Consider the following 23,198-nt stretch of genomic DNA (forward strand, 5'->3'; position numbering starts at 1 on the left):
ATATCTGGCTGAGAAAGAAAATCTTACCCAACCACATACTAGTATAAACTATGTCTCAACAAAATAACAGTGGTTTTGACACAAATAAGACCTAGTTTTGCGGGACATTTTCATTTTCGATTGACAGCCTAGGCTGTTAATTCTTCTAATTTATCCACTAAACGTCCAACATAAGCGATTGTTTCGCGGAGCGGTTGGTCTGTAGTCACATCAACCCCAGCGTGTTGAGCCAATTCTTGCGCAGACAAGCTAGCACCCATTTCTAGGGTTTCCAACCACTTAGCGACAGTCTCCTCAGGATTTTTCTCCAACTCTTGGGCCATGACCGTACCAATGGTCAAACCAGCTGAGTAGGTGTAGGGGTAGAGGCCACCGTAGTAGTGAGGCTGACGCATCCAGATGAGTCCAGCATCTTCTAAGATTTCTATGTCTTCACCCCAGAATTCCTGCATGAGGTCGCGCTTGATCTGGCAAAGTTCATCGCCGTTGATGAACTCGTTGTTATCCAGTCGCGTGTAAACCTCACGCTGGAAGGCTGCTTCCAAGAGATGAGTGACCATGTTGTGGAAGTAAGTTCGGCTGATCAACTCGCTGATCAAGTAAGCTTGGAACGCGGGGTCAGGATTATCCTTGAGCAATTGGTTGCAGGTCAGAACTTCATTGGCCGTAGACGGCGCCTCGATAAAGTAGAGGGATGGGTCGTAGTTGAGAATGGATTGCTTGCTGGCCAGCTGGAAGTGACCTGCATGGCCTAGCTCATGTGCCAAAACCAAGACCTCATTCATGAGACCTGTCCATGAAAGAAGAATGTAAGACGGCCCTTCATAGAGGGTCGCACAGTAGCCCCCTGTGGACTTACCTTCATTTTGGGCAAAGTCAATCCAGCGCTCATCAAAGGCACGGTCAATTATCTTGCCATAATCATCCCCAAGAACTGCTAAAGCGTCTTTCAGGAGCTTACGCGAGTCTTCAGGAGTGATGCGCAGATTATAGGACGAGTCCAGACTAATTTTAAGGTCAGCGCTAGTAATCTTATCCAGACCTTGCTCTTTAGCCACCAGCTTAACAAAGCGACGCATATGAGGTGCCAGCTCTTTCATGATAACATCAATCTGGCGATCCATGAGGTCACGGCTAACATTCTGCCGGAAAAGTAAAAAGTCGATGGTCGAATTAAACCCACGCAAGCGCGCCTCGATCTGCTCGTTCTTGATTTGAGATAGATAGGTTTGCGCGGTCACATTTTTGTACTGGCGCAGTGTCTTGTAAAATGAATCTGTCGCCGCACGGCGCAGGTCTGTGTCGTGACTGATTTCATAGTCGTTTTCAAAGAGAACATAGGAGTTAGCATAGGTCTTGCCCCCTACTTTAAAGTCCTCAAACACCATATCCTCAAACTTAGCCGCTGAGTAAATCGTCTCTGGGTGTCCAAAGACAGGCCGTAATTGATTGAGAAGTTCTTCTTGTTCGGCACTGAGTTGATAGTCTTTTCGGCGTTTGAGTTCAGCCAAATAAGGGGCATAGACGTCTTTTTTTTGAGCTAAAAGATCCAGATAGTCCTCACCAGCTTCCATAAGCTCAGTCGCTACAAAGGCTAGGCGTGGATAGGTCCGCTCATAGACTTGCACAAATAGGTCTGCCTCCTCCGCGCGCTCTGGACTGAGCTTATCCACATCTAAATTGAGCAAGGCGTAGTGCATGAGCTTGCTATTTTCTTTTTCTAAAGCCTCAAAAACAGGCAAGGCATCAAGAGCTACTTCTGGGCGATGAAGCTGTTCACGGTAGGTCTCTTCAAAGGCCTTGGTTGCCCCATCAAAATTAGCCAAGGCAGCCTTATAGTCTTCTAACGTCGCATAAATCAGACTAGTGTCCCAGGTTTCAGCCACAGGCACATCCTGACGTTTCGGTAATCCTTTTGTCATTGGTTCCTCCTCATTATCCTCAAAATGGTTGTAAGGGTCCGTCGTCCTTAGCCATTTGAAAGGCTTTACTGACTACCATTTTATCATGAAACACGCCCTAAGGCGAGAAGAAACCAATCCCCGACGATAAAGACAAAAAAGAGGCTAGGACTTTTATCCCAGCCTTTTTACATCACTAACATTCCTTCTAAAACTTTTTGTAAACCGCTTAGCAAGGAGAATAGCTAGTGATTGGATAACCGATGCAATGCTTAGGCTTCATCGTCAATCAAGATTTCCTGAGGAATGGCGAACATCTTGGTCAAGGTGAAGCAAAGACCTACCGTGAAGATGGATACCAGGAAGTAAACCACCAATTGGTAATTGTCATAGATATACATGAGGTATGATGGCAATACCGCTAGACCATAAGAGTTGGAACGAATTTGGAAGAGGGATAGGAGCGCCGCACCTAGACCAGATGACAAGAGCATCATGTAAAGAGGTTTCAAATTGTAACGCAAGTGCAATCCAAAGAGAACAGGCTCACTGATACCGAACAATTGCGACATGAAGGCACCCATAACCGTTTGCTTAACCTTGCTGCTCTTAGCGCTTCGATAAAAGGCCAAACAAGACCCTAAGTTCGCAAATCCATACATGGCACAAAGGGTAATCAGTTGGTTGAAGCCTGTGTTAGCTAGCAAGGAGGTTTCAATCAAGACATACATGTGGTGAAGCCCTGCAATAACGGTCAGCGGGTAAGTCGCTCCGACAAAGAAACCACCTAACCCAAATGGCAAGTTCATCAAGAATTCCGTCAGATTAACAATTCCGATTTCCAACCAGTGAACGATGGGACCAAAGCCCATCAATACCACAACCAACATCACTAAGATAGTCACAAAGGGTGTTAAGATGAGGTCCAGTGAATTGGGCATAACTTGACGGAGTTTGCGTTCTAATTTAGAACCGAGGAAACCAGCTAAAATCGCTGTTAAGACTGACCCTTGTGCCCCCATGACTGGAATCATTCCAAAGACCTGGATGGCTTCAGCATCGCCAGAGGCAACCGCATAGGCGTTTGGCAAACTAGGGGACACGAACATCAACCCTAGAACCAAACCGATCATCGGCGTCCCACCAAAGATGCGGAAAGCAGACATGGTAATCAAGGCTGGCAAGAAGGCAAATGCCGTATCTGTCAAGACGCTAATCAATTGGTTGAGGTAGGGCGGGAAGATCTCTGTGGATAAGCCAATCAAGCCAAGGATATTGTCATTGAAGATCACCCCTTTAAGTCCTAGGAAAAGACCGGTTGCTGCGATAACAGGAACGATCGGAACAAAGATATCCCCCATGGTCCGCATGATGGCACGGATCCCTTTTTCCTGGCTCTTAACATAGGCGTCTTGTTCAGACTTAGCCACTGTGGCAATGCTCATGGTTTCCAATTCTTCAAAAACCTTGTTGACAATGCCACCACCTAAGATAATTTGGTATTGGCCGCTATTAAAGAAAGTACCTTTAACCTCGTCAACCTTTTCGATCGCTTTGGTGTCGATCGTTTCGTGGTCTTTAACCACTAGACGCAGACGCGTCGCACAATGCGTTGCGGATACGATGTTGTCGCGCCCAACGATTTCTAAGATATCACTGGCAATTTTTCTGTATTTTTCTGTCATTATTTCTCCTCCTCAATGACAAGAGCCCCAAAGGCTGGAAGTGTTAATAGGTGTTGGTCAATGGTATAGTCTTGGCTGTTGTGCAGGTGCACCGCTTTGACAGGTCGCTCAAGTGTGATGGTTTCTGTCGTCTCAGAAAGGCTCACCACAATCAAATAGCTCGCCCCTGCATCCTCACGCCTGTAAAGAAAGACGGGGTTCCCCTGACGCTCTGGAAAGGCAATATCACCTAGGGTCAAGGTTTCATGGGCAGGATTCTGTTTAAGCGCGATCATGGCCTTGTAAAACTGGAAGATGCTATCTGAAGTGGCCACTTGATGCGCCGCATTTCGCACCTCTGAGCGCTCTGCAATTGGCAACCACGGGGTGCCCTCTGTGAAGCCAACCGTCGCATCTGCTGTCCATTGAACTGGCGTCCTTGAATTATCACGGCTTCTGAGATTGATCATATGAAGAGCTTCTTCAGCCGTTAGGCCTTCAGCCATCCCTCGGTGATACTGATCAATTGAGGAGATGTCATCAAAAGCGTCAATGCCATCGCGCTCAAAGTTAATCATACCGAGCTCTTGGCCTTGATAAATAAAGGGTGTTCCTCTCAAGAAAAAGTAGAGCAAACCAATCGCTTTGACAGCAAGAGGATTAGTCGCCTGATCCAGCAAGTACTTGCTGGTTGCCCGTGGTTGGTCGTGATTTTCGATAAAGGGAGCTCCCCAACCAGACGCCTGAATGGCTAATTGTGACTCTTCTAGGATTTGGAAAAGATCCTCAGGCGTCCACGCCACTCGCTTGAACCACTCGCTGCCGCTTGCGACATCGAGGTCTGCATGTTTAAAATCAAAAATCATGGAGAAGAACCCATCCGGTCCGATAAACTGATCGAGCTGGTCGTAAGGCACTCCAGGAGCTTCTGCCACTGTGACACAATCGTATTTTTGGAAACAGCGTTCCTTGAGCTCCTTCAGGAAAACCTCGATGCCCGGTTGGTTACGACTGGTCTTGGTGCACTTGACCAGGCCATCGACCCCATCTGCTGGCTGGCTCTTAAAGGTCAAATCCTTTTTGATAAAGGTGATGGCATCAATCCGAAAACCTGCAATCCCCATCTCTAGCCAGGCATTGACCATCTGGTAAACCTCCTCGCGCAAGGCTGGATTTTCCCAGTTGAGGTCAGGCTGTTTCTTGTGGAAGGTATGGTAGTAGAAAACATCTTCATTAGGGAGTTTTTCCCAAACGTTACCACCAAAGATGGATCGCCAGTTATTAGGGGCTTCAGTCCCCTCCTTAAAAATATAATAATCGCGGTACTTGCTCTTAGGATCACGCAAGGCTTCTTGAAACCAAGCATGCTCATCAGAGGTGTGATTGACCACCAAGTCTAAGATAATCTTAATCCCACGCGCTTTGGCTTCTGCGATCAATCGCTTGACATCCTCCAAGGTCCCGAATTCCTCTGAGATAGCAAAATAGTCGGAGATATCATAACCATTATCAGCCATAGGCGATTGAAAGATTGGGCAAATCCACAAGCTTGTCACTCCCAAATCACTGAGATAGTCTAGTTTTTCAATAATGCCCGGAATGTCCCCGATCCCATCTTGGTTGCTATCGTAGAAACTGCGAGGGTAAATCTGATAAATGACTTCTTTTTGCCACCATTTTTCCTCTTGACGCATCCGTTCTTCCTTTCTGCTCGTAATCGTTTACAAGAGCCATTATAAGCCAACAGCATCTCATCTTCAATAGCCTTTGGCCATTAAAAAAAAGCGACCGGCATTCGTCACTTTTTTCCTACAAAAGTAAAAAAGACCACTACTGGAGCAGTCTAAATTTGAAAAAGAGGATTTCCACCGCCAATAAAAATGGCGTGAGAATCGGTTCTGCGTAGGGAAAACGAGCCTTATCAATAGTTGGAATCAACAGCAAATCATCATAGAGAATGGATGGGTGCTGGGTATCTGTCATGACCAAGGTATAAAAGGAAGACATGGTCTGCGGTGCCAAAGCGATCACCGGGAGGTTGCTCTTCCCATCAATCTTAATCACCCAAAGCACCGAGGCCTCTCCCTTTTTGAGGCAGGCTTCAAGAGCTTGAGGATTGGGTAAAATAAAGAGAGACAGTTGGCTCTGCAGGAAAATTCGCTCGATAACCTTGGCCACACGTAATTCCTTATCCGTCTGGGCGAAGAGATAGACGGTTTTGCGCTCCGTCAAGGCCTGAAACAAGGAGGTAGTGTCATAACTATGGATATAATCAATAATCTGATGGTAGAGTTTCGGGTAATCCTGTTCACTATCCGTCAGCTTAGCCTGTAACTTCAGAGAGGCTTTCAATTCGCTAAAGCCCGATAGCCCCAGCTTTTGGCAAAAGCGAAAGATCGTCGTGGTTGACACATGGCAAGCCGCTGCCACTTCCTGAATCGTAAGGCCAGACAGGTCTGCCTCTTCAATATAGTGGTAAATGTCCCAGTCAAGCTCAGACAAGTGTCTCGCCTTTTCTTGGACCAATACTGCAAGACTCATGCCTTCCCTCCTTTATGTAGCAACTGATAGCACCCTTCAAAGAGCTGGTCAATGATAAAATAAAAGGTTGTGCTAATCCCATGAGTAAATTTAGTTTTGGTATGGATAGAGGTTGTCGGCACATAAAGCTGGTAGTCTGATAAGCTAGACATGGTGTTGGTTGAGGTCCTGGTCATGACCAGGGTCTTGATTGGGCTCACACGGCACTCTTCCAACATGGCTATCCCTTCAGGCGATTCCCCCTTATAGGAAATCAAGCAAAACAAATCATCCTCCGTAAAATTTTCCTTGGCATAGGAAAACTCCCCCTGGTCAAAAAGCACACTGACCTTTTTTCCTAGGGAGGTAAATAGCTGACGCATGGATTCCACTTCTAGCTTCTGCTCATTGCCCGTTCCAAACAGATAGATGATCTCTCGTGACGCCAATAAGGCTACCATGGGTTGCAGCTGCTGCTTGGCGAAAATCTGATCCACATAGAGATGATAGTTTTGAATGACTTCTTCAAAATCATCTTGTCCCTGCGGCAGGTTGTCCTGTTGCTTCAGCAAATATTTGAGTTCTGCAAAGGAATCGATTTCCATTTTTTTGAGCCAGCGGAAAATCGCTGCTCGGGACAGATAAAGCTCATTAGATAACTGCTGACTCGTCAGGTCATCGAGATTCCCAGTATAGGCCAATAGATAGTTAGCCACGTTTTTTTCAGATGCTGTTAATTTAGGATAGTGGTGATTGACCAAAGTTCTAAAATCCATAACAAACCCTCTCACTTCTAATCCCATTATACCACGTTTCCAAAAGACACTAAATACCGCTCTACGGCAGTATTCAAAAAAAGCCGGTTTCCCAGCTTTTCCTTGTGTTCTGTTGGACTAAATCTCCTTAGGCGGATAACCCAGATGCGCATAGGCCTTGGGTGTCGCCACGCGCCCCGTCCGCGTCCGCATGATAAAGGCTTGCTGGATCAGGTAGGGGTCGTACATGTTTTAACGGTGTACAATAGCTTTCGTTTATTAGCTTGCGGCGCCCAACCGAATCACTTGGTCAAAGCGTTCAGCCGTTTCTGGTTTCAGATGATGGGTAACCGTGATATAGGTCAAGTCTGATTGGGTCAGCAGAGCAGATTCGATGGCATCCGCATTGAATTGATCCAGATTAGCCATAGCTTCATCCATGATAATGACCTGATTTCCTTTGAGGAGGGCACGGGCAATGCCAATACGTTGTTTTTGACCTTCTGATAAGAGGGCTGGAGAGACCTGGTCATCTAGACGTGACGCTAGGGAGAGCAGATTTACCTTTCCGAGAGAAGCCAAGATGACTTCTGTAGTGATATCAGTGTTCCATAGCGTAAGATTATTACGGAGTGTGTCCTGGTAGATATGCGTTTGATTGCTGATATAGGCTATGTGGCCGATTAACTGACTTTCATTGAGAACATGGAGTTCCTGCTGGTTCACCTTTAGGCTACCCTGATAGTGCTTGCGGTTACCAAGAATGGCATTAATCAGAGTTGATTTCCCGCTTCCTGATTCGCCAATAATAGCATATTTCCCTCCTTTGTTAAAGGTTAAATCCAAATCTTCAAATACCGTGTGATCGCCAAAGGCATACCTGAGTCCTCTAGCAGTGATGCTATCAATTTTTCCCTCAAAGTCAGTTCCCACCACAGGATTTGCCTCTTCAAGTTTCTGAAATAAGGGCTTCACCGATGAAATGGCTACTTGTAACTGATTAAAGGTTGTCAGAGCATTGAAAATATTACCTGAGATTTGCCCGACAGAGGAGATAGTACCTAGGGAAATGTGACCCAAAGAAATCAAGAACCCAGTCAGCAACAAGACCGACACTTGCCCAACAATCGAGAAAAGGGCCATAATGATTTCAATTGCAGTGCTTTTCTTGGTAAAAGCAACTTTCTCAGCCATAAACGCTAAGACAACCATCCGGATTCGCTCTAACAAGGTCTCCTTACGATTCGCATAATAGAGGGTTTTGTAGCCAGACAATTGGTCCGTCAGACCAGATAGAAAACGTTCATTAGCTATCGAGAACTGACCAGCATAGCTTTCCATTTTCGAAGCAAAAGGGCGAGGCAGGTAGGTCAACACTAGCGTCAGAACTAGGGTCAACAGAACAATGCGGTAGTCAAAACTAATGAGAGCAATAATGGAAAAAACAGTGGTGAACACCGTTGATAGGAGACTGTAAAAACTTGCAAACCCACTCTCTTCAATCATGCGAATGTCATTATTTAGAATCGATAAATGATCTCCAACCTCTTTCGCTTGAAAGGCTGAAAAGGGAGCTTGGCTCAAATGAGCGACATAGGTTTCACGAACCGCTAAGGACATCTCCTGAATCAGTTTGACTTGATGCACAGAAATCAAATAGGTAAAGACCAAATAGAGGAGGTAAAGAAGCATTTCGATGCTAATCCAAAAGAGAAAACCTTTGAAATGCCCTGCTGCCAATTGGTTCGTCATCAGTGCCAGTGTTACTGAAGCGCCAACAAGACAAGCGGCATTCACAGCCAAAAGAATGATGTGCAACAGATTCCTAGCTTTAAACTGTAAGAGGTATTTTGTCATGATATTTCCTTCTTTCAAAAAAAGTATTACGAAAGGTTTAACTTTGTACTACTAGTCTATCTTGGTTTTTCAGGAAAAGAAGAAAATTGTCATATAATGGAATCCAACATCATGTTATAGTCTGCTTCCCGGATTTTAAGTAAATTGTCCGCCCCTAAATGACGGATACTGTCTAAAGCTAATTCGATTTTCTTTTTGCCGATGTCCACCTGACCAATCTTGATCCAGTATGCACCTAGTACCATCTCCCGTTCGAACCGCTCATATAAAAACTGTTCTGGAATTCTCATCTCCGACAGCTTGTCTAAATAAGCTTTCGCCAAATCGAGTTGCTCACGATCCAAAAAAACAGAGATAGCATTGATAAGCAGATGAATCCGTATTTTCTTGTTATCATCTGTGTTCCCAAAAAGGATTGTCTTATAAATAATCTCTTTAATAAGAACATGGAGGGTCTCAGTCGGAATAGCGACCATACTGTTCCCTAAAATAATGAGCTCACGCTTTCCCCACTGATCAATAGCAAACAGGTAATCCGTCACCTCATTAATACTTTCTGGATCAATGGCTTCACCTGTTAGGTTAACGATAAAAGACTTGATCATAATGGCATTATAAAGATAGGTTTTCTTACCAGAATCCTCGTATTTTTGAGACTCTTCATTGAGGTATCGCTTCAAGGCCGTTAGATTATTACTATGATAGGCATTTCCAACTCGCTCAATCAACCCTTCTGACTCTGTTTGCTGACTTTTTGAGAGGATACCATAGAATTCCTCGATACTCACATCTAAATTTTCCAGTAAGAGAAAGAGCCGTGAGGCCGACATTTCTGATTCCCCACGTTCAAACTTGGATAAGAAGGATACTGACAGAAAGTCTCCCGCTACATCCTTCAAGGATAATTTTTTAGATAAGCGAATCTTCTTAAAAAGTTCTCCCATCTCTTTCGTTTCAATCATAACCATCACCCTACTTTCGTCATAGCTATTATAGCAAAAACACCCTCAACCCGCAGTTCATGGCTGTGTATTGAGAGTGCTTTGATATAAAAACTGTTCATCAGATAAATCCAACTTGGGCATCGCCTTAACGATTCACCTGTTTTTTAATGAACCTCTTGATCCAGCCTTCAAATCCAGTATCTTGAAGTTCCTGATCAAGCTCCTGATGAATCTGGTTTTGAAGCGCTGTTTTTTCTTCCTTTGAGAGGACTGTACCTTTCTCATCATACCATTGTCCCTTAGTTACTGTAACTGCCATAAGTGTTTCTCCTTTTTATTGTTATGTTATGCTCTTAGTTTACACCTGTTTTGGCAATCATTTTAAAAATTGTCATATATTGGAATTTTTTAAAACCACTACTGACTCAAAGAAGTTCTAGGACTGTTAGCATTCATTGTTTAAATATCCTGAGTTGATTCCTATGGAAGGCCTATCAAACAGAATTCCTTTAAAATTCCATCACTGATTATCCCAGTTCCTGAATGGTACTTAAAAAAGCCGGTCTCCCAGCTTTTCCGTATGATCTATTGCACTAAATCTCCTTAGGCGGATAACCCAGATGCGCATAGGCCTTGGGTGTCGCCACGCGCCCCGTCCGCGTCCGCATGATAAAGCCTTGCTGGATGAGGTAGGGTTCGTACATGTCTTCGACCGTTTCACGCTCTTCTGCGATATTGACCGACAAGGTGCCCAGACCGACTGGCCCCCCCTTGTACATCTCGATCATGGTGCGCAGGATTTTTTGATCGACATAATCTAGGCCCTCGCTATCCACATCCAGCATGGACAAGGCCTTGTCTGTAATACGTGCATCAATCTGGCCATCTCCCATGATTTGGGCAAAGTCCCGAACCCGTTTTAAGAGGCGATTGGCAATCCGTGGCGTCCCGCGACTACGACGCGCTAGCTCAATGGCCGCTTCGTGGGTAATGGCCATCTCAAAAATATCGGCCGTCCGTTCCACAATCTCCGTCAGGTCAGACTGCTCGTAGTACTCCATGTGCCCTGTGATCCCAAACCGTGCCCGCAAGGGATTGGACAACATCCCAGCCCGTGTGGTCGCTCCGATAAGGGTAAAGGGTGGCAACTCCAAGTGGACACTGCGGTTCGCATCACCACTACCAATCATGATGTCAATGTAAAAATCTTCCATGGCGCTGTAAAGCACCTCTTCAACGGCCATCGGTAGGCGATGGATTTCATCGATAAAGAGGACATCTCCTGGTTCAAGGTCATTGAGAATAGCCACCAAATCGCCTGCTTTTTCAATGACAGGACCTGAGGTCTGCTTGAGATTGACCCCAAGTTCATTGGCAATCACAAAGGCCATGGTCGTTTTCCCGAGACCCGGAGGCCCAAAAAGAAGGGTATGGTCCATGGCTTCATCCCTTAGCTTGGCAGCCTCAATAAAGATTTTTAATTGGTCCTTGACCTTGTCTTGTCCGATGTATTCTCTTAAATATTGGGGACGAAGCGTGCGCTCCACCAGCTCCTCATCACCCATTAATTCACTGTCTAAAATTCTTGTCATGCCCCTATTATAGCAGATTTTAAGGGAGAAGAAAAAAGAAATAGCCGACAGCAGTCGGCTATTTCCTGGAGATATATGAACGTTAACAACCACTTGGAACAAGGTTGCCAACTTTTTTTAAAATTTTAGGATTGAATACAGTATACTTAACCTTCCTTAAACAAACCTTAAAGATTTGATTAATGAAAGTAATTTTTTAAAAAGACCCCTTTTTATAAGCTGTAAATCTATCTGGAAGCAAGCACATGTTTGTCAACCTAAACACTTTTTGGCAATGCCTAACTTTATCATCCTCATGATTTTAATAATTCTAGAAAAAGCACCACATCTACCTCTCCAAGCCATCATCGATCATTTTCTCAAAATTTTTGACAGCCTTGGTAACCCGCTGAGCAGCCGATTGGCCATCTTTAGCAAAATAACCTTTGGGGTTAAAGTAGGAGAAAAGCCAATCATTCGCTTGCTTTCCCCCTTTTTCGGTGGTCAGGCGATTCGGTGAGAAAAAGCGGGCATGTTTTTGCCGAGCCAGTTTTTTTCGAAAGGTGGGATCGTGTGGGCCGACAGGAGCTATGTCTAGGACTCTGTGCCGAGTATTGTTTCGACTAGCATAGTTAAAACTAGCACCATTAAGGATGCCATTTTCAGTCATTCCTTCAACATCCACCTCATTGAGAAAATGCCCAAGTTCGTCCAAGATAAACTCTGTATGAAAATGGAGTAAAATTTTAAAATTGATAAGCGATTTGCCATCTGGATAGATAATCTTTACATTCCTTGCATCGGATGATTTTAGGGCAATTTTGTTATGCAAACGAGCCGATTCCGTCATGCTATAAGCATAGTAATAATTGGTATTGTCGATGCCAAGTTCCTGCATAACCCCATTGCGGTCATCCATATTACGGATATAAGCAGCCAAGGCCTGTGCATCGGTCATCCCTTCTTTACGGTAATGCTGACGCACCCACTGGGCCTGCTGAGATGAAATCACATAACGGAATTGATGAAGTTGGCGATTGAGCCTTCCCTCACCTGCCAGAGTTTGACCCGGAAAAGCTTTTTGGACCGTCTGTGAAAATGCCCTCCAGAAAGGATCAGCAGGTTCTAAGTCTGGCGCAATACGCGTGATTAAAGCCTCGGTTTCCGCAATGGTCCCCGATAAGTTATCCGGCATTTCTACTACCTTCATAGCAGTCTCTAAGAGTTCTTTTAACTCTTTAACACGATTTTCTCGGCTGCCAATCCGCCACAGATTTTGAAACAACTCCGAGCCAAACAACTGGCTCTCTTCCATCCGTTCTTCCAGATAGGAGAGATGCTTATATCTCTCATCAGGCACCTTTAGAGCCCGCAAGAAGCCTTTCTCAATCACTGACTTAGACCAGCCTTGTCGCTTCAGGAAAACAGCTTGCCCCTGTAACGTTGCTCGCCAAATATCCTGATCTTCTACATCTAAAAATCCATAATACGACGCTCGGAAGTCATCATCAAGCGGTAAATCATTGAGTTCTGTGTCCATCATTTGTCTGCGATTCCTGATCACAATGACCAAGAATCCAAGCAGAACGAGTCCTAATCCTAGAACTATTCCATAACCATTCATAGCTCTAGTATAACAAGAAAAACGTGGACTTAAAAGTATTTGAAGAACTTTTATGTTAACATTTAATTCTGTTTTTGATATCCATGTTATATCTTATGACATAACTTTGTGTTTTTTGTTGACATTTTTTATTTTTAGCGTATAATGTAAACACTATCATTTTTTTGGAGGCTTTTTATGGATAAAAAGACGAATCGTGGCGCTCTCATCGGAGCGGCATTTATCATGGCAACATCTGCCATCGGACCTGGTTTCCTGACACAAACCGCTAAGTTCACCGACTTGTATGGTGCTAACTTTGGCTTTGTAGTCCTAGTCGCAGTACTATTAGCCTTAATCGTTCAGTTAAATATCTGGCCAGTGTTAACGTCAAGCGGTCTACGCGGTCAAGATGTGGCCAACAAAGTCTTTCCTGGTTTGGGATATCTTCTGACAGCACTTATTGTTTTGGGAGGACTGGTCTTTAACATCGGGAACGTCGGTGGTGGTGCCCTTGGCTTTAATACCTTGCTTGGAATCCCAACTATCTTTGGTTATTTTCTAGCTGGTGGACTAGCCATTCTCATCTTCCTTTTCAAAAATGCCATGGCTGCCATGGACAATTTCACTAAGATTCTGGGTGGTCTCATGATCGCTGTTATCTTCATTGTTATTCTTATGGTAAACCCACCTTACGGAGAGGCTCTGAAAGCAACTGTCATGCCAGATGTCCCTTATAGCGATTTGTTTAGCCCTATCTTGACCCTATTAGGAGGAACAGTTGGCGGTTATATTACATTTGCGGGAGCTCACCGTCTGATTGACGCTGGCTTTACGGGTAAAGAAAACTTGGCTCATGTCAAGAAAAGTGCTATGACAGGTATTTCTATTGCTACAATTGTCCGAATTTTCTTGTTTTTAGCTATTTTAGGCGTCGTTAGCAAGGGGATTACCCTTGATCCAGCCAACCCAGCAGCCGATGCTTTCAAACAGGGAGCTGGTGAAATCGGCTACCGTTTCTTCGGCCTTGTGCTCTTATCAGCTGCTCTTACTTCAATCGTCGGGGCTGCTTATACTTCTGTCTCTTTCTTAAAGACATTGATCCCTATGGTTGCTAAGCACGAAAAAGCTGTCACTATTGCTTTTATCATTGTCTCAACCTGTATCATGGCCTTCCTAGGTCAACCAGCTAATCTCTTAGTGATTGCTGGCGCTCTGAACGGCTTGATTCTTCCGTTAACGCTTGGCATCTGTCTGGTGGCTAGTCAAAAATCAAGCATCGTCGGACCTGATTACAAGCATCCGAAATGGTTGCTTATCGTTGGGATTATCGTGGTGATTGCAACAGCCTATCTTGGCTTCCAATCCCTAGGATCTCTCGGCCAACTTTTTGCTTAACCGATAAGGAACATTGCTTATGACCTTTACCATTAAAACAGCTGGTGACTCAGCGGTGTTATTAACCTTTGAGCAAGTCATCAGCCCTGATATCAACCACCAGATGAAATCGTTTCTCTTTCTCCTGAAGGAGCAACCCATCTCTGGAATCATCGACATTATTCCAGCCTTTGCATCTCTTTTGATATCCTATGACCCAAGGGTCATTACGTTTGCCAAGCTTAAGAACCGTCTATTGGCCTTACAAGATGCGAAGGTCTCATTAGCCAACGCAGGCAAGCGAATCTTTGAAATCCCGGTCTGCTATGGTGGCGATTACGGCCCTGATTTATCCTTTGTTGCTCAAAATGCAGGGCTGACCGAAGAAGACGTCATTGCTATTCATTCTAGCCAAGACTATCTGATCTATATGCTAGGATTTCTGCCAGGATTTCCCTATCTCGGTGGCTTGGATGACCGTATCCACACACCGCGCCTCGACAATCCTCGCTTGGCCATTCCCGCAGGCAGTGTCGGCATCGGTGGCAGTCAAACTGGCATCTATCCTCTCGAATCGCCCGGTGGATGGCAGTTAATCGGTCGAACCCCTGTCGAGACCTATCAACCGAATCGGCAAGTCCCCATCTTATTTGAGGCAGGAGATTATATCCGGTTTAAGGCCGTCAGTGAAGAGGAATACGGGAACATCTTAACTGCCGTAAAGGCTGGCAACTACCAAGCAACCATTATTCGAGAGGAGGGCGACCATGGGCATTAGAATTTTAAAACCAGGTCTCATGACAACTGTACAAGATATGGGCCGCACTGGCTTTCAAAGCCAAGGTTTCGGAGTGTCTGGGGTCTTGGATGTTAGGTCCTTTCGGATTGCTAACCTTCTCATTGATAACCCTGAAAACGAGGCGGTTCTTGAATTTTCTCTGGTTGGCCCAACCCTAGAATTTACGCGGGCAACCATTATTGCCATCACGGGTGGCGATTTTCAACCGACGATCAATGGCGAACCTGCAAAGATGTACACCGCCCTTTATGTCCACAAGGGGGATGTGCTTGCTTTTGGCGGTGCTCGAACCGGCTCCAGAGGCTACATTAGTTTTTCAAGCTATCTCCAGGTTCCAACAGTCATGGGAAGCCGGTCCACCAATAGCAAGGTTGGGCTAGGTGGCTTTAAGGGACGCAAGTTAGAAGCTGGGGACTTTATTGATTTTCGCATCAATCGCCTCTATCTCCCTCACTTTCTGTCTCGGACCCTTGACATCGATGAATATGACCAAGAAGAGGCGGTCTTACGCGTCATCCTTGGTCCCCAAGAAGAGGTCTTTTCAAAAAATGGCATCCGCACCTTCCTCTCTGAAACCTATACCGTAACCAGTGATTTTGACCGTATGGGCTGCCGTTTAGATGGGCCATTTATTGCTCATCGCGACAAGGCTGACATCATTTCTGACGGCACCGCCTTTGGCTCTGTCCAAGTCCCAGCCCACGGCAAACCCATCATTTTGCTATCAGACCGTCAAACGACTGGCGGTTATGCTAAAATCGCTACGGTGGCTTCTGTTGATATGCCAAAACTGGTCCAACGAAAAACCGATCACACCATTCGGTTTAAGGCCATTTCAGTCGAAGAAGCCCAAGACCTCATGGCTGACGAAGCCAAGGAATTTAAACGGATGCGGCAAATCATCCACCAACCTTGTAAGGAAGTCCTTGATCGTCGGCAGGTCGCCAAACGAATTGCCACACTTTTTCAATAGGAGAAGAACTGAATGACTATAGATGATATCAAAGAACTTGTCGCACTACTGGAAAAATCTTCGCTCGTCGAGATGGATATCCAAGATGGTGATTTTAAAATCCGCCTCAGCCGTAAAGGCGAGGTCGTTCAAGCACCACCTGCCCATATACCCGCACCCCCGTCAACGCCTGTAGAAACCTCCGACGACACCGTAGACAGCGACGAGGACCTCATCACCTCTCCGCTCGTCGGGACCTTTTACTCTGCTGCTGGTCCAGACATTCCAGCCTTTGTCCGCGTCGGAGATAAATTAAAGACTGGAGATACGGTCTGTATCCTTGAAGCCATGAAATTAATGAACGAAATCACAGTTGACGCTGACTGTGTGGTCGAAGCCATTTTGGTTAGCAACGAGCAAAAAGTGGAGTACGGCCAACCGCTCTTTAGGATTAGAAAGATTTAAGGCGGTGACGCTATGATTCAAAAAGTTTTAATCGCTAACCGGGGAGAGATTGCTGTTAGGATCATCCGTGCCTGTCGAAACCTAGGTCTGCAGTCTGTAGCTATTTATTCTAAAGAGGATGCTAATAGCCTACATGTTCAACTGGCTGACCAACGGATTTGTATCGGCGAAGGACCTGCCCGCAACAGCTACCTCAACAAAAACCACATCATCACTGCCGCTCTCAATGTTGGTGCTGATGCCATTCATCCAGGTTTTGGCTTTCTTTCTGAAAATACAGATTTTGCAAGACTCTGCCAAGACAATGGGCTTATCTTTATCGGACCAAGCCCAGAGGTCATTGACCAGATGGGCAATAAATCCCAAGCCCGCCAAACCATGACTGCTGCTGGGGTGCCTATTGTCCCAGGAAGTCCTAGTCACATCAGACATTTAGAAGATGCCAAAGCCCTTCTTCCTGACATTGGCTTTCCAATCATGATCAAAGCCTCATCAGGTGGTGGCGGAAAGGGCATGCGGATTGCCCGAAATGCCCTTGAATTTGAAGACCAATTTACCATTGCTCAGAGTGAGTCCATCAATGCATTTGCGGACGATGCCATGTATCTGGAAAAATACATCGAAGACCCGAAACACATTGAAATCCAAATCATGGCTGACCAGTACGGTCAAGTCGTAGCCCTGGGAGAGCGGGATTGCTCTGTCCAGCGTAACCACCAGAAACTTATTGAGGAAAGCCCTTCACCTGCGATTGACGACCGCTTGCGAGAGCAACTAAACCAAGCCGCTCTCGCTGCTGCCCGAGCCGTTCAGTATGTCAACGCAGGAACCATTGAATTTATCATGGATAAGAACGGTGATTTTTACTTTATGGAGATGAACACCCGCATCCAGGTGGAGCACGGTGTCACAGAGATGGTTACAGGCACAGACTTGATTGCTGAGCAAATCCGTATTGCCGATGGCCAGCACTTGTCCTTTAAACAAGAGGAGATTCAGTTGCGCGGACACGCTATCGAATGCCGTATTAATGCTGAAATCCCGGCCAAAAACTTCATGCCAAGTCCGGGGCCCGTCAATCATCTGCATCTCCCAGCTGGAAATGGAGTCCGGGTCGACACAGCTCTCTACTCAGGCTATCAGATTCCGTCTGAGTATGATTCGATGATTGCCAAAGTCATTGTCCATGCCCCAGACCGTGAGGCTGCCATTCAAAAAATGAAAAGCGCCCTCGGTGAGATGGTTATATTGGGAGTAGAAACCAACCTTGACTTCCAATACAGCATCATGCAAAATCCTGATTTTAAAGCCGGCGACATCACAACCAGCTTTATCGAGCACTTTTTATCACTCAAGGCAGGAGGAAAATTATGACCTATAAGGTTGATTTAAACAGCGATTTAGGCGAAAGCTTCGGCGCATACAAGATTGGCCAAGATGATCAGATCATCCCGCTAGTCAGCTCTGCCAATGTGGCCTGCGGCTTTCATGCCGGAGATCCTCTGGTCATGGACACTACGATCGCCCTAGCCAAAGGCCATGGTACGGATATCGGAGCTCACCCTGGCTTTCCTGATTTGATGGGCTTTGGCCGTCGGAATCTACAGACAACCGCTAGAGAAACCAGTGCCTACATTACCTATCAGATAGGGGCTCTAGGGGCCTTTGTCACTGCTCATAACGCCAAGCTCCAACACGTCAAACCACACGGGGCCCTCTATAACATGGCCTGTCAAGACACCCCATTAGCTAAGGCCATCGCAGAAGCCGTTGCCCGCTACGATGACAGGTTAATTCTGCTCTGTCCGGGTGCTAGCGAATTAGCCCTAGCTGCCAAATCCACTGGCCTACGCGTTGCCAAAGAAGTCTTTGCAGATCGCGCTTACGAAAAAGACGGGTCTCTGGTTGCTCGCAGTAAGGAGGGGGCTATGATTACAGATGAAGCGCTGGCTATCGATCGCCTCGTTCAGATGATTACTCAAAAAACGGTGACGACGATTGATGGAGCCATTATTCCTATCGAAGTTGACTCGATCTGTGTTCATGGTGACGGACCCAAAGCCCTCGATTTTGTCCGCACCATTCGCCAGACCTTTGACAGAAAAGGGATCCAGATTGCACCCTTGTCGGAGATTATCGCTTAACCCTAAGACTATTTTAAAACGCATGCCCTGCTCACGAAAAAGTGACTGGCATGCGTTTTTTTACATGGTTATGATAGCTTTTTATCTTACTTCTCCAAACCAAAAGAAGACCGAGATCACTCTCAATCTTCATCTTGGTTCTACCAAATAATCACACGCTCTTCTGGCGCACGCCACATGGCGTCTTTTTCAGTGATACCAAAGGTTTCATGGAAGGCATCAAAGTTAGTCAAGGTGACATTGGTTCGAAGCTTAGCTGGTGCATGGACATCGACACTTGCCAGCATTTGCATGTACTCTGGACGCGCCTTCATACGCCAGATGGTCGCGAAGTTTTTAAAGAAAGCTTCTGCAGAAAAATCAGCTTCTTTTTGAGCTGCTTCTAGGGCACAGGCCACCCCTCCCAGGTCAGCAACGTTTTCAGAGACTGTTAACTGGCCATTGACCTTGGCTCCATAGGAATCTAAGCCATCAAACTGCGCCACAATCTTATCCGTCCGTTCCTTAAAGGCCGCATAGTCAGCCTCGGTCCACCAGTCATTGAGGCTACCGTGTTCGTCAAAGGAAGCCCCGTTGGTGTCAAAGGCATGGGAAATCTCATGAGCAATAACCGCACCGATACCGCCATAGTTGGCTGAAGAGCTTTGCTCCAAACTGTAAAACGGCGCTTGTAGAATGGCTGCAGGGAAGACAATCTGGTTTTGTTGCGGGTCGTAGTAGGCATTGACCATGTGAGCAGGCATATGCCACTCGGACTTGTCCACAGGCTTATTCCACTTACTCCAGGTGTGGGCAATGCTGATTTTAGCCAATTCCTGTGCGTTTTCAACCAGAGACTTACTATCATCGATCACTTTCTTAGCATAGGTTTCTGGCAATTTTTCAGGGTAGCCGATATGTGGCGTGATGACATTGAGTTTGACAATCGCTTTCTCACGCGTTTCTGGCGCCAACCAGTCCGCCGTCTCCAAACGGTCCTTGTAGACCTGGATCATATTGGCCACTTTTTCTTCCACATCTGCCTTGGCTTCTGGCGAGAATTTCTCACCCGCATACCAGAGCCCCAAGGCTTGGCTATATGGCCCTTGCGCGAGATAATTGGCTGCTTTTTTCTTGTCCATGGCCTGAGGCGTCCCAGAAAGGGCACGGCTATAAGCACCCGCTAAGACGCGGATTTCGTCGGTCAAGTAAGAGGTGTAACTCAAAGCTGCGCTTCGCACCAAGACTGCTTTGAGGTATTCCCAGTTGGCTTGAGAATAGAAGTCCTTAGCAAATTCAGTCCAGAAGCGCTCCTCTGGCACAATGACCTTGTCAGGCTGCCCCCCTAAAATCTCCGTAAAAATAGCATCCAATGGCAATTCTGGCGTTAAAGCGACAAATTCAGCCCAGTCATAGGGATGGTAGAGTTTAACATACTCAGACCCTTCTTCACTAGAAAGAACGTATTGAGCCAGCTTGGCGTCAAGCTCTAAAATCTTGTCCAGCATGTCCGCAATCTCAGCTTCTGAAAAGCCAAATTTTGGCAACAAGGCTTCCTGACTCTCACGCCATTTGGCTAAGAGTGCTTCTTTTTGCGGGTGTCCTTCTTCATAATATGTCGTATCCGGCAAAATCGTTGACGGCGCATAAGCCCAAAGCACATTGGTCTGAGCATCCATAAAGTCAGGCGACACACCTAAGGGCAGAAGATTAGGCTTGCCGTCCAACTCAAATTTAGCGATTTGACTGGCAAACTCCTCAAAAGATGTCAACGCCTTGAACTCATCAATCAACGGCAAAACTGGCTCTACCCCATCGGCTTCGCGTTGATCAAAGTCGGTAGCCAGGCGGTGGAACTTCACAAAATTTTGGATAACCGCATCGTCTGGTACATCTTGACCAGCTAACCACTTGTCCGTTGTTTCTAACATCAAGTCCTCAATCTCATCGTTGAGGTCTGAAAAGCCACCTGTTCTAGGCTTATCATCAGGAATGACCGCAGTCTTCTCCCAATCACCATTAACCGCATCGTAAAAATCATCTTGTAAGCGTACCATAGTAGTCTCCGTTTTTCTTATACTCCCTTTATTCTAGCAAAAACGCCTAAGAATTGCATGATTTGAATCAGCATAACTTTAAAGCATTAGCTATCTTCAAAAGATTTTTCCAACCCTTTACGCCCCACCAAAGCGACCAAAAAGGTCAGTAGGCTAACGACGGCACAGGCTCCTGCCATGGTCAGGTCCAGCTGGTTTGCTAGGGTAAAGCCCAACCAACTATTGAGTAGGGCTATCATTAGAGTAGAGAAAAGAAACTGAGGCAGGTGTTTTGCCCAGATGAGCGCGGTCATGCTTGGCCCTACCATGAGGGCAATAACCGCAATTGACCCGACCACATCAAAGGAAACCACCGTTGTCAACGACACCAGCACCATAACAACTAATTGTAACCCTTTCACAGGAATCCCTTGTAACCGAGCTTGGGTTGGGTCAAAGAGCATCAGTTTCAGGGGGTGGTAAGCTAGTCCTAAAAAGAGCAGATTGATCCCTAAAGTAGCCAGACTCTTGACCAAAGCTACCGGCAAGGACAGACCAAAAATAGACATCCGATAAAAGGGAGCAAAGAGCACTTCTCCCATCAAAACTATATCCAGGTCCAGATGGACATTTCGAGCAAACATGGAAATGAGGAGGACCGCCAAGGCAAAAAAGGTCGAAAAAACTAGACCCGTTGCTGCATCACGTGCCAACCGCCTAGACTGAATCATTTCAATCAAGACTACCGTGAGCACTCCAAAAACTGCTGCCCCAATGACCAACAGAGGTGATTCCAGGCTATGGCTGACGAAAAAACCGAGCACGATTCCTAAGAGCACCGAGTGCGACAGAGCATCAGCGATCATGGCTTGATTTTGCAAAACCAAAAGACTTCCCAACAGGCTTGTTGATACCGACACAATACCTAAAATCCATAACACCTCAGACATGGTTACTCCTTCCAAATCCTCTTTTGATAGCCCAAATCACTAAGGACAAAGCACTCATGGTCACAATAATGCTAGGTCCCGTTGACATGCCAGATACTAACGAGCTGATATATGAGCCCGTTAAGGCTGATACGCTTGCCAGGGCAGCTGCAAGGCGCAGCGATTGCCCATAACTCTTGCCCCATAAGAGCCCTAGACTAGCTGGCGCGATGAGAAAGGCACTCATAAGAATAGCTCCGACCACTTTTAACCCTACTGAAATCAAGGCAATCATCATCAAGCGCGTCAAGAAATCCAGCGTCTTAACTGATACCCCTGACAGTTGCGCATGAACAGGATCAAACAACATAAGGCGATAACGCTGGTAATAAATTCCATATAAAGCCAAGCAAACGACCGAAACACCGATAATCAAAATCACATCCGCCTTTTTAATAAAGGCAGCTTGACCAAAAAGATAGGTTTGAAGACCGGCCTGCGAACTATTAGCAAAAGTTGGATTTCCCTGAACAAATTGCTTAAGGACCATCCCAAGACCAAAGAAGGCTGCTGACACCAAAGCCAAGGCATTAATGAGCGACTGACGACGATGGCCAGCAATCCAATAAACGAGCCGATAGGAAACATAGCCTGATAGCATAGCTCCCAACATGAGCAGTAAGGGCTGACGCGATTGAAAAACCATAAAGGCAAAAACAACCCCTGGATAAGCCGCATGCCCTAGCATGTCTCCAATTAAACTCTGTTTGGTCAATACTGTGATTGTGCCAACCATACTAGACGCCAAGGCCAATATTAACGTTCCTACTGCCACTGTCAAAAAGGCATAATCTGTTAAAACTGCTAACACCTTACTCCTCCTTGAAATTAAAGCCCATTAGGCCCCGAATAGATTGTTCGATGCGGTAGGTTCTTTGATAATTTTCCGTTGTTAAAACATCCTTAATCGGACCTGCAGCAATCACTCCTTGATTCACCCAAACCATATGGTCAAAATAAGAGGTCAAACTATTGAGATCATGGTGAATCACGAGAGACGTCTTGCCCTTGTTCTGAAAATCCTTTAGCGTGTCCATAATGATTTTTTCCGTCTGAATGTCCACACCTGCCAAAGGCTCATCCATCAGGTAAAGGTCTGCTTCCTGAGCGAGAGCCCGGGCAATGAAAACCCTCTGTCGCTGACCGCCTGACAGTTGGTCAATTTGACGATCCAAAAACTCTTCTAACGCCATGGTCTGAATGGCCTCAGCCACAATTGCCCGATCGTGACTATTAGGTCTTTTAAACCATCCTTTCATTTTAGCAAATCGCCCCATCATGACAATATCATAAACGGTTGCTGGAAACTGCCAATTGACATCGGATGCTTGAGGAATATAGGCGATGGACTGTTCAATCACCTTGTCTAATCTCTCGCTCTGTCCTAGGATTTCACGACTTCCTTGAGAGGGTTCTAGCCCTAAGATCGCCTTAAAAAGGGTTGATTTCCCTGCACCGTTGGGACCAACAATGGCACAGCGGCTTCCTTTGGGAATCCGTATACTAACATCCGATAAGGCCAAGATATTGCCATAACGCACACTAAGACGTTCTGTTTTTAACGCAAATTCTGTCATTTTCATTTCCTTTTTCTGCTCTAGCCCGTCTCTATGAGCATCTATCACTATAAAACCAGTAAGCT

20 protein-coding genes and 1 pseudogene are annotated in these 23,198 nt (G+C 45.9%); 6 read left to right on the forward strand and 15 right to left on the reverse strand.

What is annotated here, in order from left to right; translation table 11 throughout:
- Positions 1 to 128: 128 nt before the first annotated feature.
- From pepF to ACVRYP_RS07035, 11 genes and pseudogenes are all read right to left on the reverse strand, one after another.
- The gene (pepF, locus tag ACVRYP_RS06985; RefSeq protein ID WP_447468022.1) at positions 129 to 1,922 is read right to left on the reverse strand and encodes an oligoendopeptidase F; all 1,794 of its coding nucleotides are present in this window, start codon (positions 1,920 to 1,922) and stop codon (positions 129 to 131) included.
- A 251-nt stretch (positions 1,923 to 2,173) separates the two neighbouring features.
- The gene (locus tag ACVRYP_RS06990) at positions 2,174 to 3,586 is read right to left on the reverse strand and encodes a PTS transporter subunit EIIC (RefSeq protein ID WP_447468023.1); all 1,413 of its coding nucleotides are present in this window, start codon (positions 3,584 to 3,586) and stop codon (positions 2,174 to 2,176) included.
- Positions 3,586 to 5,259: an alpha-glucosidase gene (locus ACVRYP_RS06995; protein WP_447468024.1), complete on the reverse strand. Its 1,674-nt coding sequence runs from the start codon at positions 5,257 to 5,259 to the stop codon at positions 3,586 to 3,588. Before ACVRYP_RS06995 ends, ACVRYP_RS06990 begins: the two co-directional genes overlap by 1 nt.
- A 136-nt stretch (positions 5,260 to 5,395) precedes the next feature.
- Positions 5,396 to 6,106, reverse strand: coding sequence for a MurR/RpiR family transcriptional regulator (locus ACVRYP_RS07000; RefSeq protein ID WP_447468025.1), 711 nt, complete (start codon positions 6,104 to 6,106; stop codon positions 5,396 to 5,398).
- Positions 6,103 to 6,861, reverse strand: coding sequence for a MurR/RpiR family transcriptional regulator (locus tag ACVRYP_RS07005; RefSeq protein ID WP_447468026.1), 759 nt, complete (start codon positions 6,859 to 6,861; stop codon positions 6,103 to 6,105). The genes ACVRYP_RS07000 and ACVRYP_RS07005 overlap by 4 nt, the downstream gene beginning before the upstream one ends.
- 117 nt (positions 6,862 to 6,978) lie before the next feature.
- A pseudogene (locus ACVRYP_RS07010) lies at positions 6,979 to 7,092 on the reverse strand (Holliday junction DNA helicase RuvB C-terminal domain-containing protein); the annotation flags it as partial.
- Between the two features lie 27 nt (positions 7,093 to 7,119).
- The gene (locus ACVRYP_RS07015; RefSeq protein ID WP_447468027.1) at positions 7,120 to 8,697 is read right to left on the reverse strand and encodes an ATP-binding cassette domain-containing protein; all 1,578 of its coding nucleotides are present in this window, start codon (positions 8,695 to 8,697) and stop codon (positions 7,120 to 7,122) included.
- 89 nt (positions 8,698 to 8,786) lie between these two features.
- Complete coding sequence (locus ACVRYP_RS07020; RefSeq protein ID WP_447468028.1) at positions 8,787 to 9,659, reverse strand: helix-turn-helix domain-containing protein; 873 nt, start codon at positions 9,657 to 9,659, stop codon at positions 8,787 to 8,789.
- Positions 9,660 to 9,786: 127 nt separating this feature from the next.
- Positions 9,787 to 9,960 (reverse strand): hypothetical protein, encoded by a 174-nt coding sequence (locus tag ACVRYP_RS07025; protein ID WP_447468029.1) that lies wholly within the window; start codon positions 9,958 to 9,960, stop codon positions 9,787 to 9,789.
- A 274-nt stretch (positions 9,961 to 10,234) separates the two neighbouring features.
- Positions 10,235 to 11,233 (reverse strand): Holliday junction branch migration DNA helicase RuvB, encoded by a 999-nt coding sequence (ruvB, locus tag ACVRYP_RS07030; protein WP_447468030.1) that lies wholly within the window; start codon positions 11,231 to 11,233, stop codon positions 10,235 to 10,237.
- A gap of 328 nt (positions 11,234 to 11,561) precedes the next feature.
- Positions 11,562 to 12,755, reverse strand: a complete 1,194-nt coding sequence (locus ACVRYP_RS07035) for a DUF3114 domain-containing protein (protein ID WP_447468031.1) — start codon at positions 12,753 to 12,755, stop codon at positions 11,562 to 11,564.
- A 258-nt stretch (positions 12,756 to 13,013) separates the two neighbouring features.
- Between ACVRYP_RS07035 and ACVRYP_RS07040 the strand changes: the two genes are divergently transcribed.
- The 6 genes from ACVRYP_RS07040 to ACVRYP_RS07065 are packed head-to-tail and all read left to right on the forward strand — an operon-like array spanning position 13,014 to position 18,552.
- On the forward strand, positions 13,014 to 14,213 hold the full coding sequence (locus tag ACVRYP_RS07040; protein ID WP_447468032.1) for an NRAMP family divalent metal transporter: 1,200 nt from the start codon (positions 13,014 to 13,016) through the stop codon (positions 14,211 to 14,213).
- Between the two features lie 19 nt (positions 14,214 to 14,232).
- Positions 14,233 to 14,970 carry a 5-oxoprolinase subunit PxpB gene (pxpB, locus tag ACVRYP_RS07045; protein WP_447468033.1) on the forward strand — a complete coding sequence of 246 codons (738 nt, stop codon included), beginning with the start codon at positions 14,233 to 14,235 and terminating at the stop codon, positions 14,968 to 14,970.
- The gene (locus ACVRYP_RS07050) at positions 14,960 to 15,964 is read left to right on the forward strand and encodes a 5-oxoprolinase subunit C family protein (protein ID WP_447468034.1); all 1,005 of its coding nucleotides are present in this window, start codon (positions 14,960 to 14,962) and stop codon (positions 15,962 to 15,964) included. The genes pxpB and ACVRYP_RS07050 overlap by 11 nt, the downstream gene beginning before the upstream one ends.
- Before the next feature lie 12 nt (positions 15,965 to 15,976).
- Entirely contained in the window at positions 15,977 to 16,408 is a 432-nt protein-coding gene (accB, locus tag ACVRYP_RS07055) for an acetyl-CoA carboxylase biotin carboxyl carrier protein (protein ID WP_447468035.1), read from the forward strand.
- Between the two features lie 12 nt (positions 16,409 to 16,420).
- Positions 16,421 to 17,782, forward strand: a complete 1,362-nt coding sequence (gene accC / locus ACVRYP_RS07060; RefSeq protein WP_447468036.1) for an acetyl-CoA carboxylase biotin carboxylase subunit — start codon at positions 16,421 to 16,423, stop codon at positions 17,780 to 17,782.
- Positions 17,779 to 18,552, forward strand: a complete 774-nt coding sequence (locus tag ACVRYP_RS07065; RefSeq protein WP_447468037.1) for a LamB/YcsF family protein — start codon at positions 17,779 to 17,781, stop codon at positions 18,550 to 18,552. Before accC ends, ACVRYP_RS07065 begins: the two co-directional genes overlap by 4 nt.
- Before the next feature lie 140 nt (positions 18,553 to 18,692).
- Here ACVRYP_RS07065 and ACVRYP_RS07070 read toward each other — a convergent pair whose 3' ends face one another.
- The 4 genes from ACVRYP_RS07070 to troB form a co-directional block, all read right to left on the reverse strand.
- The gene (locus tag ACVRYP_RS07070) at positions 18,693 to 20,588 is read right to left on the reverse strand and encodes a M13 family metallopeptidase (RefSeq protein WP_447468038.1); all 1,896 of its coding nucleotides are present in this window, start codon (positions 20,586 to 20,588) and stop codon (positions 18,693 to 18,695) included.
- A gap of 86 nt (positions 20,589 to 20,674) precedes the next feature.
- A complete protein-coding gene (troD, locus tag ACVRYP_RS07075) occupies positions 20,675 to 21,517 on the reverse strand; it encodes an Mn uptake ABC transporter permease TroD (protein WP_447468039.1) in 843 nt (280 codons plus the stop codon).
- Positions 21,510 to 22,367: an Mn uptake ABC transporter permease TroC gene (gene troC / locus ACVRYP_RS07080; protein ID WP_447468040.1), complete on the reverse strand. Its 858-nt coding sequence runs from the start codon at positions 22,365 to 22,367 to the stop codon at positions 21,510 to 21,512. Before troC ends, troD begins: the two co-directional genes overlap by 8 nt.
- A gap of 1 nt (position 22,368) precedes the next feature.
- Positions 22,369 to 23,133 (reverse strand): Mn uptake ABC transporter ATP-binding protein TroB, encoded by a 765-nt coding sequence (gene troB / locus ACVRYP_RS07085; protein WP_447468041.1) that lies wholly within the window; start codon positions 23,131 to 23,133, stop codon positions 22,369 to 22,371.
- Positions 23,134 to 23,198 lie beyond the last annotated feature (65 nt).

This window comes from Streptococcus rifensis (genome assembly GCF_053203525.1).

Excerpts from the sequence above, each read along its gene's own strand:
- pepF (WP_447468022.1), bottom strand. The coding sequence starts at position 1,922 with ATGACAAAAGGATTACCGAAACGTCAGGATGTGCCTGTGGCTGAAACC.
- ACVRYP_RS06990 (WP_447468023.1), bottom strand. The coding sequence starts at position 3,586 with ATGACAGAAAAATACAGAAAAATTGCCAGTGATATCTTAGAAATCGTT.
- ACVRYP_RS06995 (WP_447468024.1), bottom strand. The coding sequence starts at position 5,259 with ATGCGTCAAGAGGAAAAATGGTGGCAAAAAGAAGTCATTTATCAGATT.
- ACVRYP_RS07000 (WP_447468025.1), bottom strand. The coding sequence starts at position 6,106 with ATGAGTCTTGCAGTATTGGTCCAAGAAAAGGCGAGACACTTGTCTGAG.
- ACVRYP_RS07005 (WP_447468026.1), bottom strand. The coding sequence starts at position 6,861 with ATGGATTTTAGAACTTTGGTCAATCACCACTATCCTAAATTAACAGCA.
- ACVRYP_RS07015 (WP_447468027.1), bottom strand. The coding sequence starts at position 8,697 with ATGACAAAATACCTCTTACAGTTTAAAGCTAGGAATCTGTTGCACATC.
- ACVRYP_RS07020 (WP_447468028.1), bottom strand. The coding sequence starts at position 9,659 with ATGATTGAAACGAAAGAGATGGGAGAACTTTTTAAGAAGATTCGCTTA.
- ACVRYP_RS07025 (WP_447468029.1), bottom strand. The coding sequence starts at position 9,960 with ATGGCAGTTACAGTAACTAAGGGACAATGGTATGATGAGAAAGGTACA.
- ruvB (WP_447468030.1), bottom strand. The coding sequence starts at position 11,233 with ATGACAAGAATTTTAGACAGTGAATTAATGGGTGATGAGGAGCTGGTG.
- ACVRYP_RS07035 (WP_447468031.1), bottom strand. The coding sequence starts at position 12,755 with ATGATGGACACAGAACTCAATGATTTACCGCTTGATGATGACTTCCGA.
- ACVRYP_RS07040 (WP_447468032.1), top strand. The coding sequence starts at position 13,014 with ATGGATAAAAAGACGAATCGTGGCGCTCTCATCGGAGCGGCATTTATC.
- pxpB (WP_447468033.1), top strand. The coding sequence starts at position 14,233 with ATGACCTTTACCATTAAAACAGCTGGTGACTCAGCGGTGTTATTAACC.
- ACVRYP_RS07050 (WP_447468034.1), top strand. The coding sequence starts at position 14,960 with ATGGGCATTAGAATTTTAAAACCAGGTCTCATGACAACTGTACAAGAT.
- accB (WP_447468035.1), top strand. The coding sequence starts at position 15,977 with ATGACTATAGATGATATCAAAGAACTTGTCGCACTACTGGAAAAATCT.
- accC (WP_447468036.1), top strand. The coding sequence starts at position 16,421 with ATGATTCAAAAAGTTTTAATCGCTAACCGGGGAGAGATTGCTGTTAGG.
- ACVRYP_RS07065 (WP_447468037.1), top strand. The coding sequence starts at position 17,779 with ATGACCTATAAGGTTGATTTAAACAGCGATTTAGGCGAAAGCTTCGGC.
- ACVRYP_RS07070 (WP_447468038.1), bottom strand. The coding sequence starts at position 20,588 with ATGGTACGCTTACAAGATGATTTTTACGATGCGGTTAATGGTGATTGG.
- troD (WP_447468039.1), bottom strand. The coding sequence starts at position 21,517 with ATGTCTGAGGTGTTATGGATTTTAGGTATTGTGTCGGTATCAACAAGC.
- troB (WP_447468041.1), bottom strand. The coding sequence starts at position 23,133 with ATGACAGAATTTGCGTTAAAAACAGAACGTCTTAGTGTGCGTTATGGC.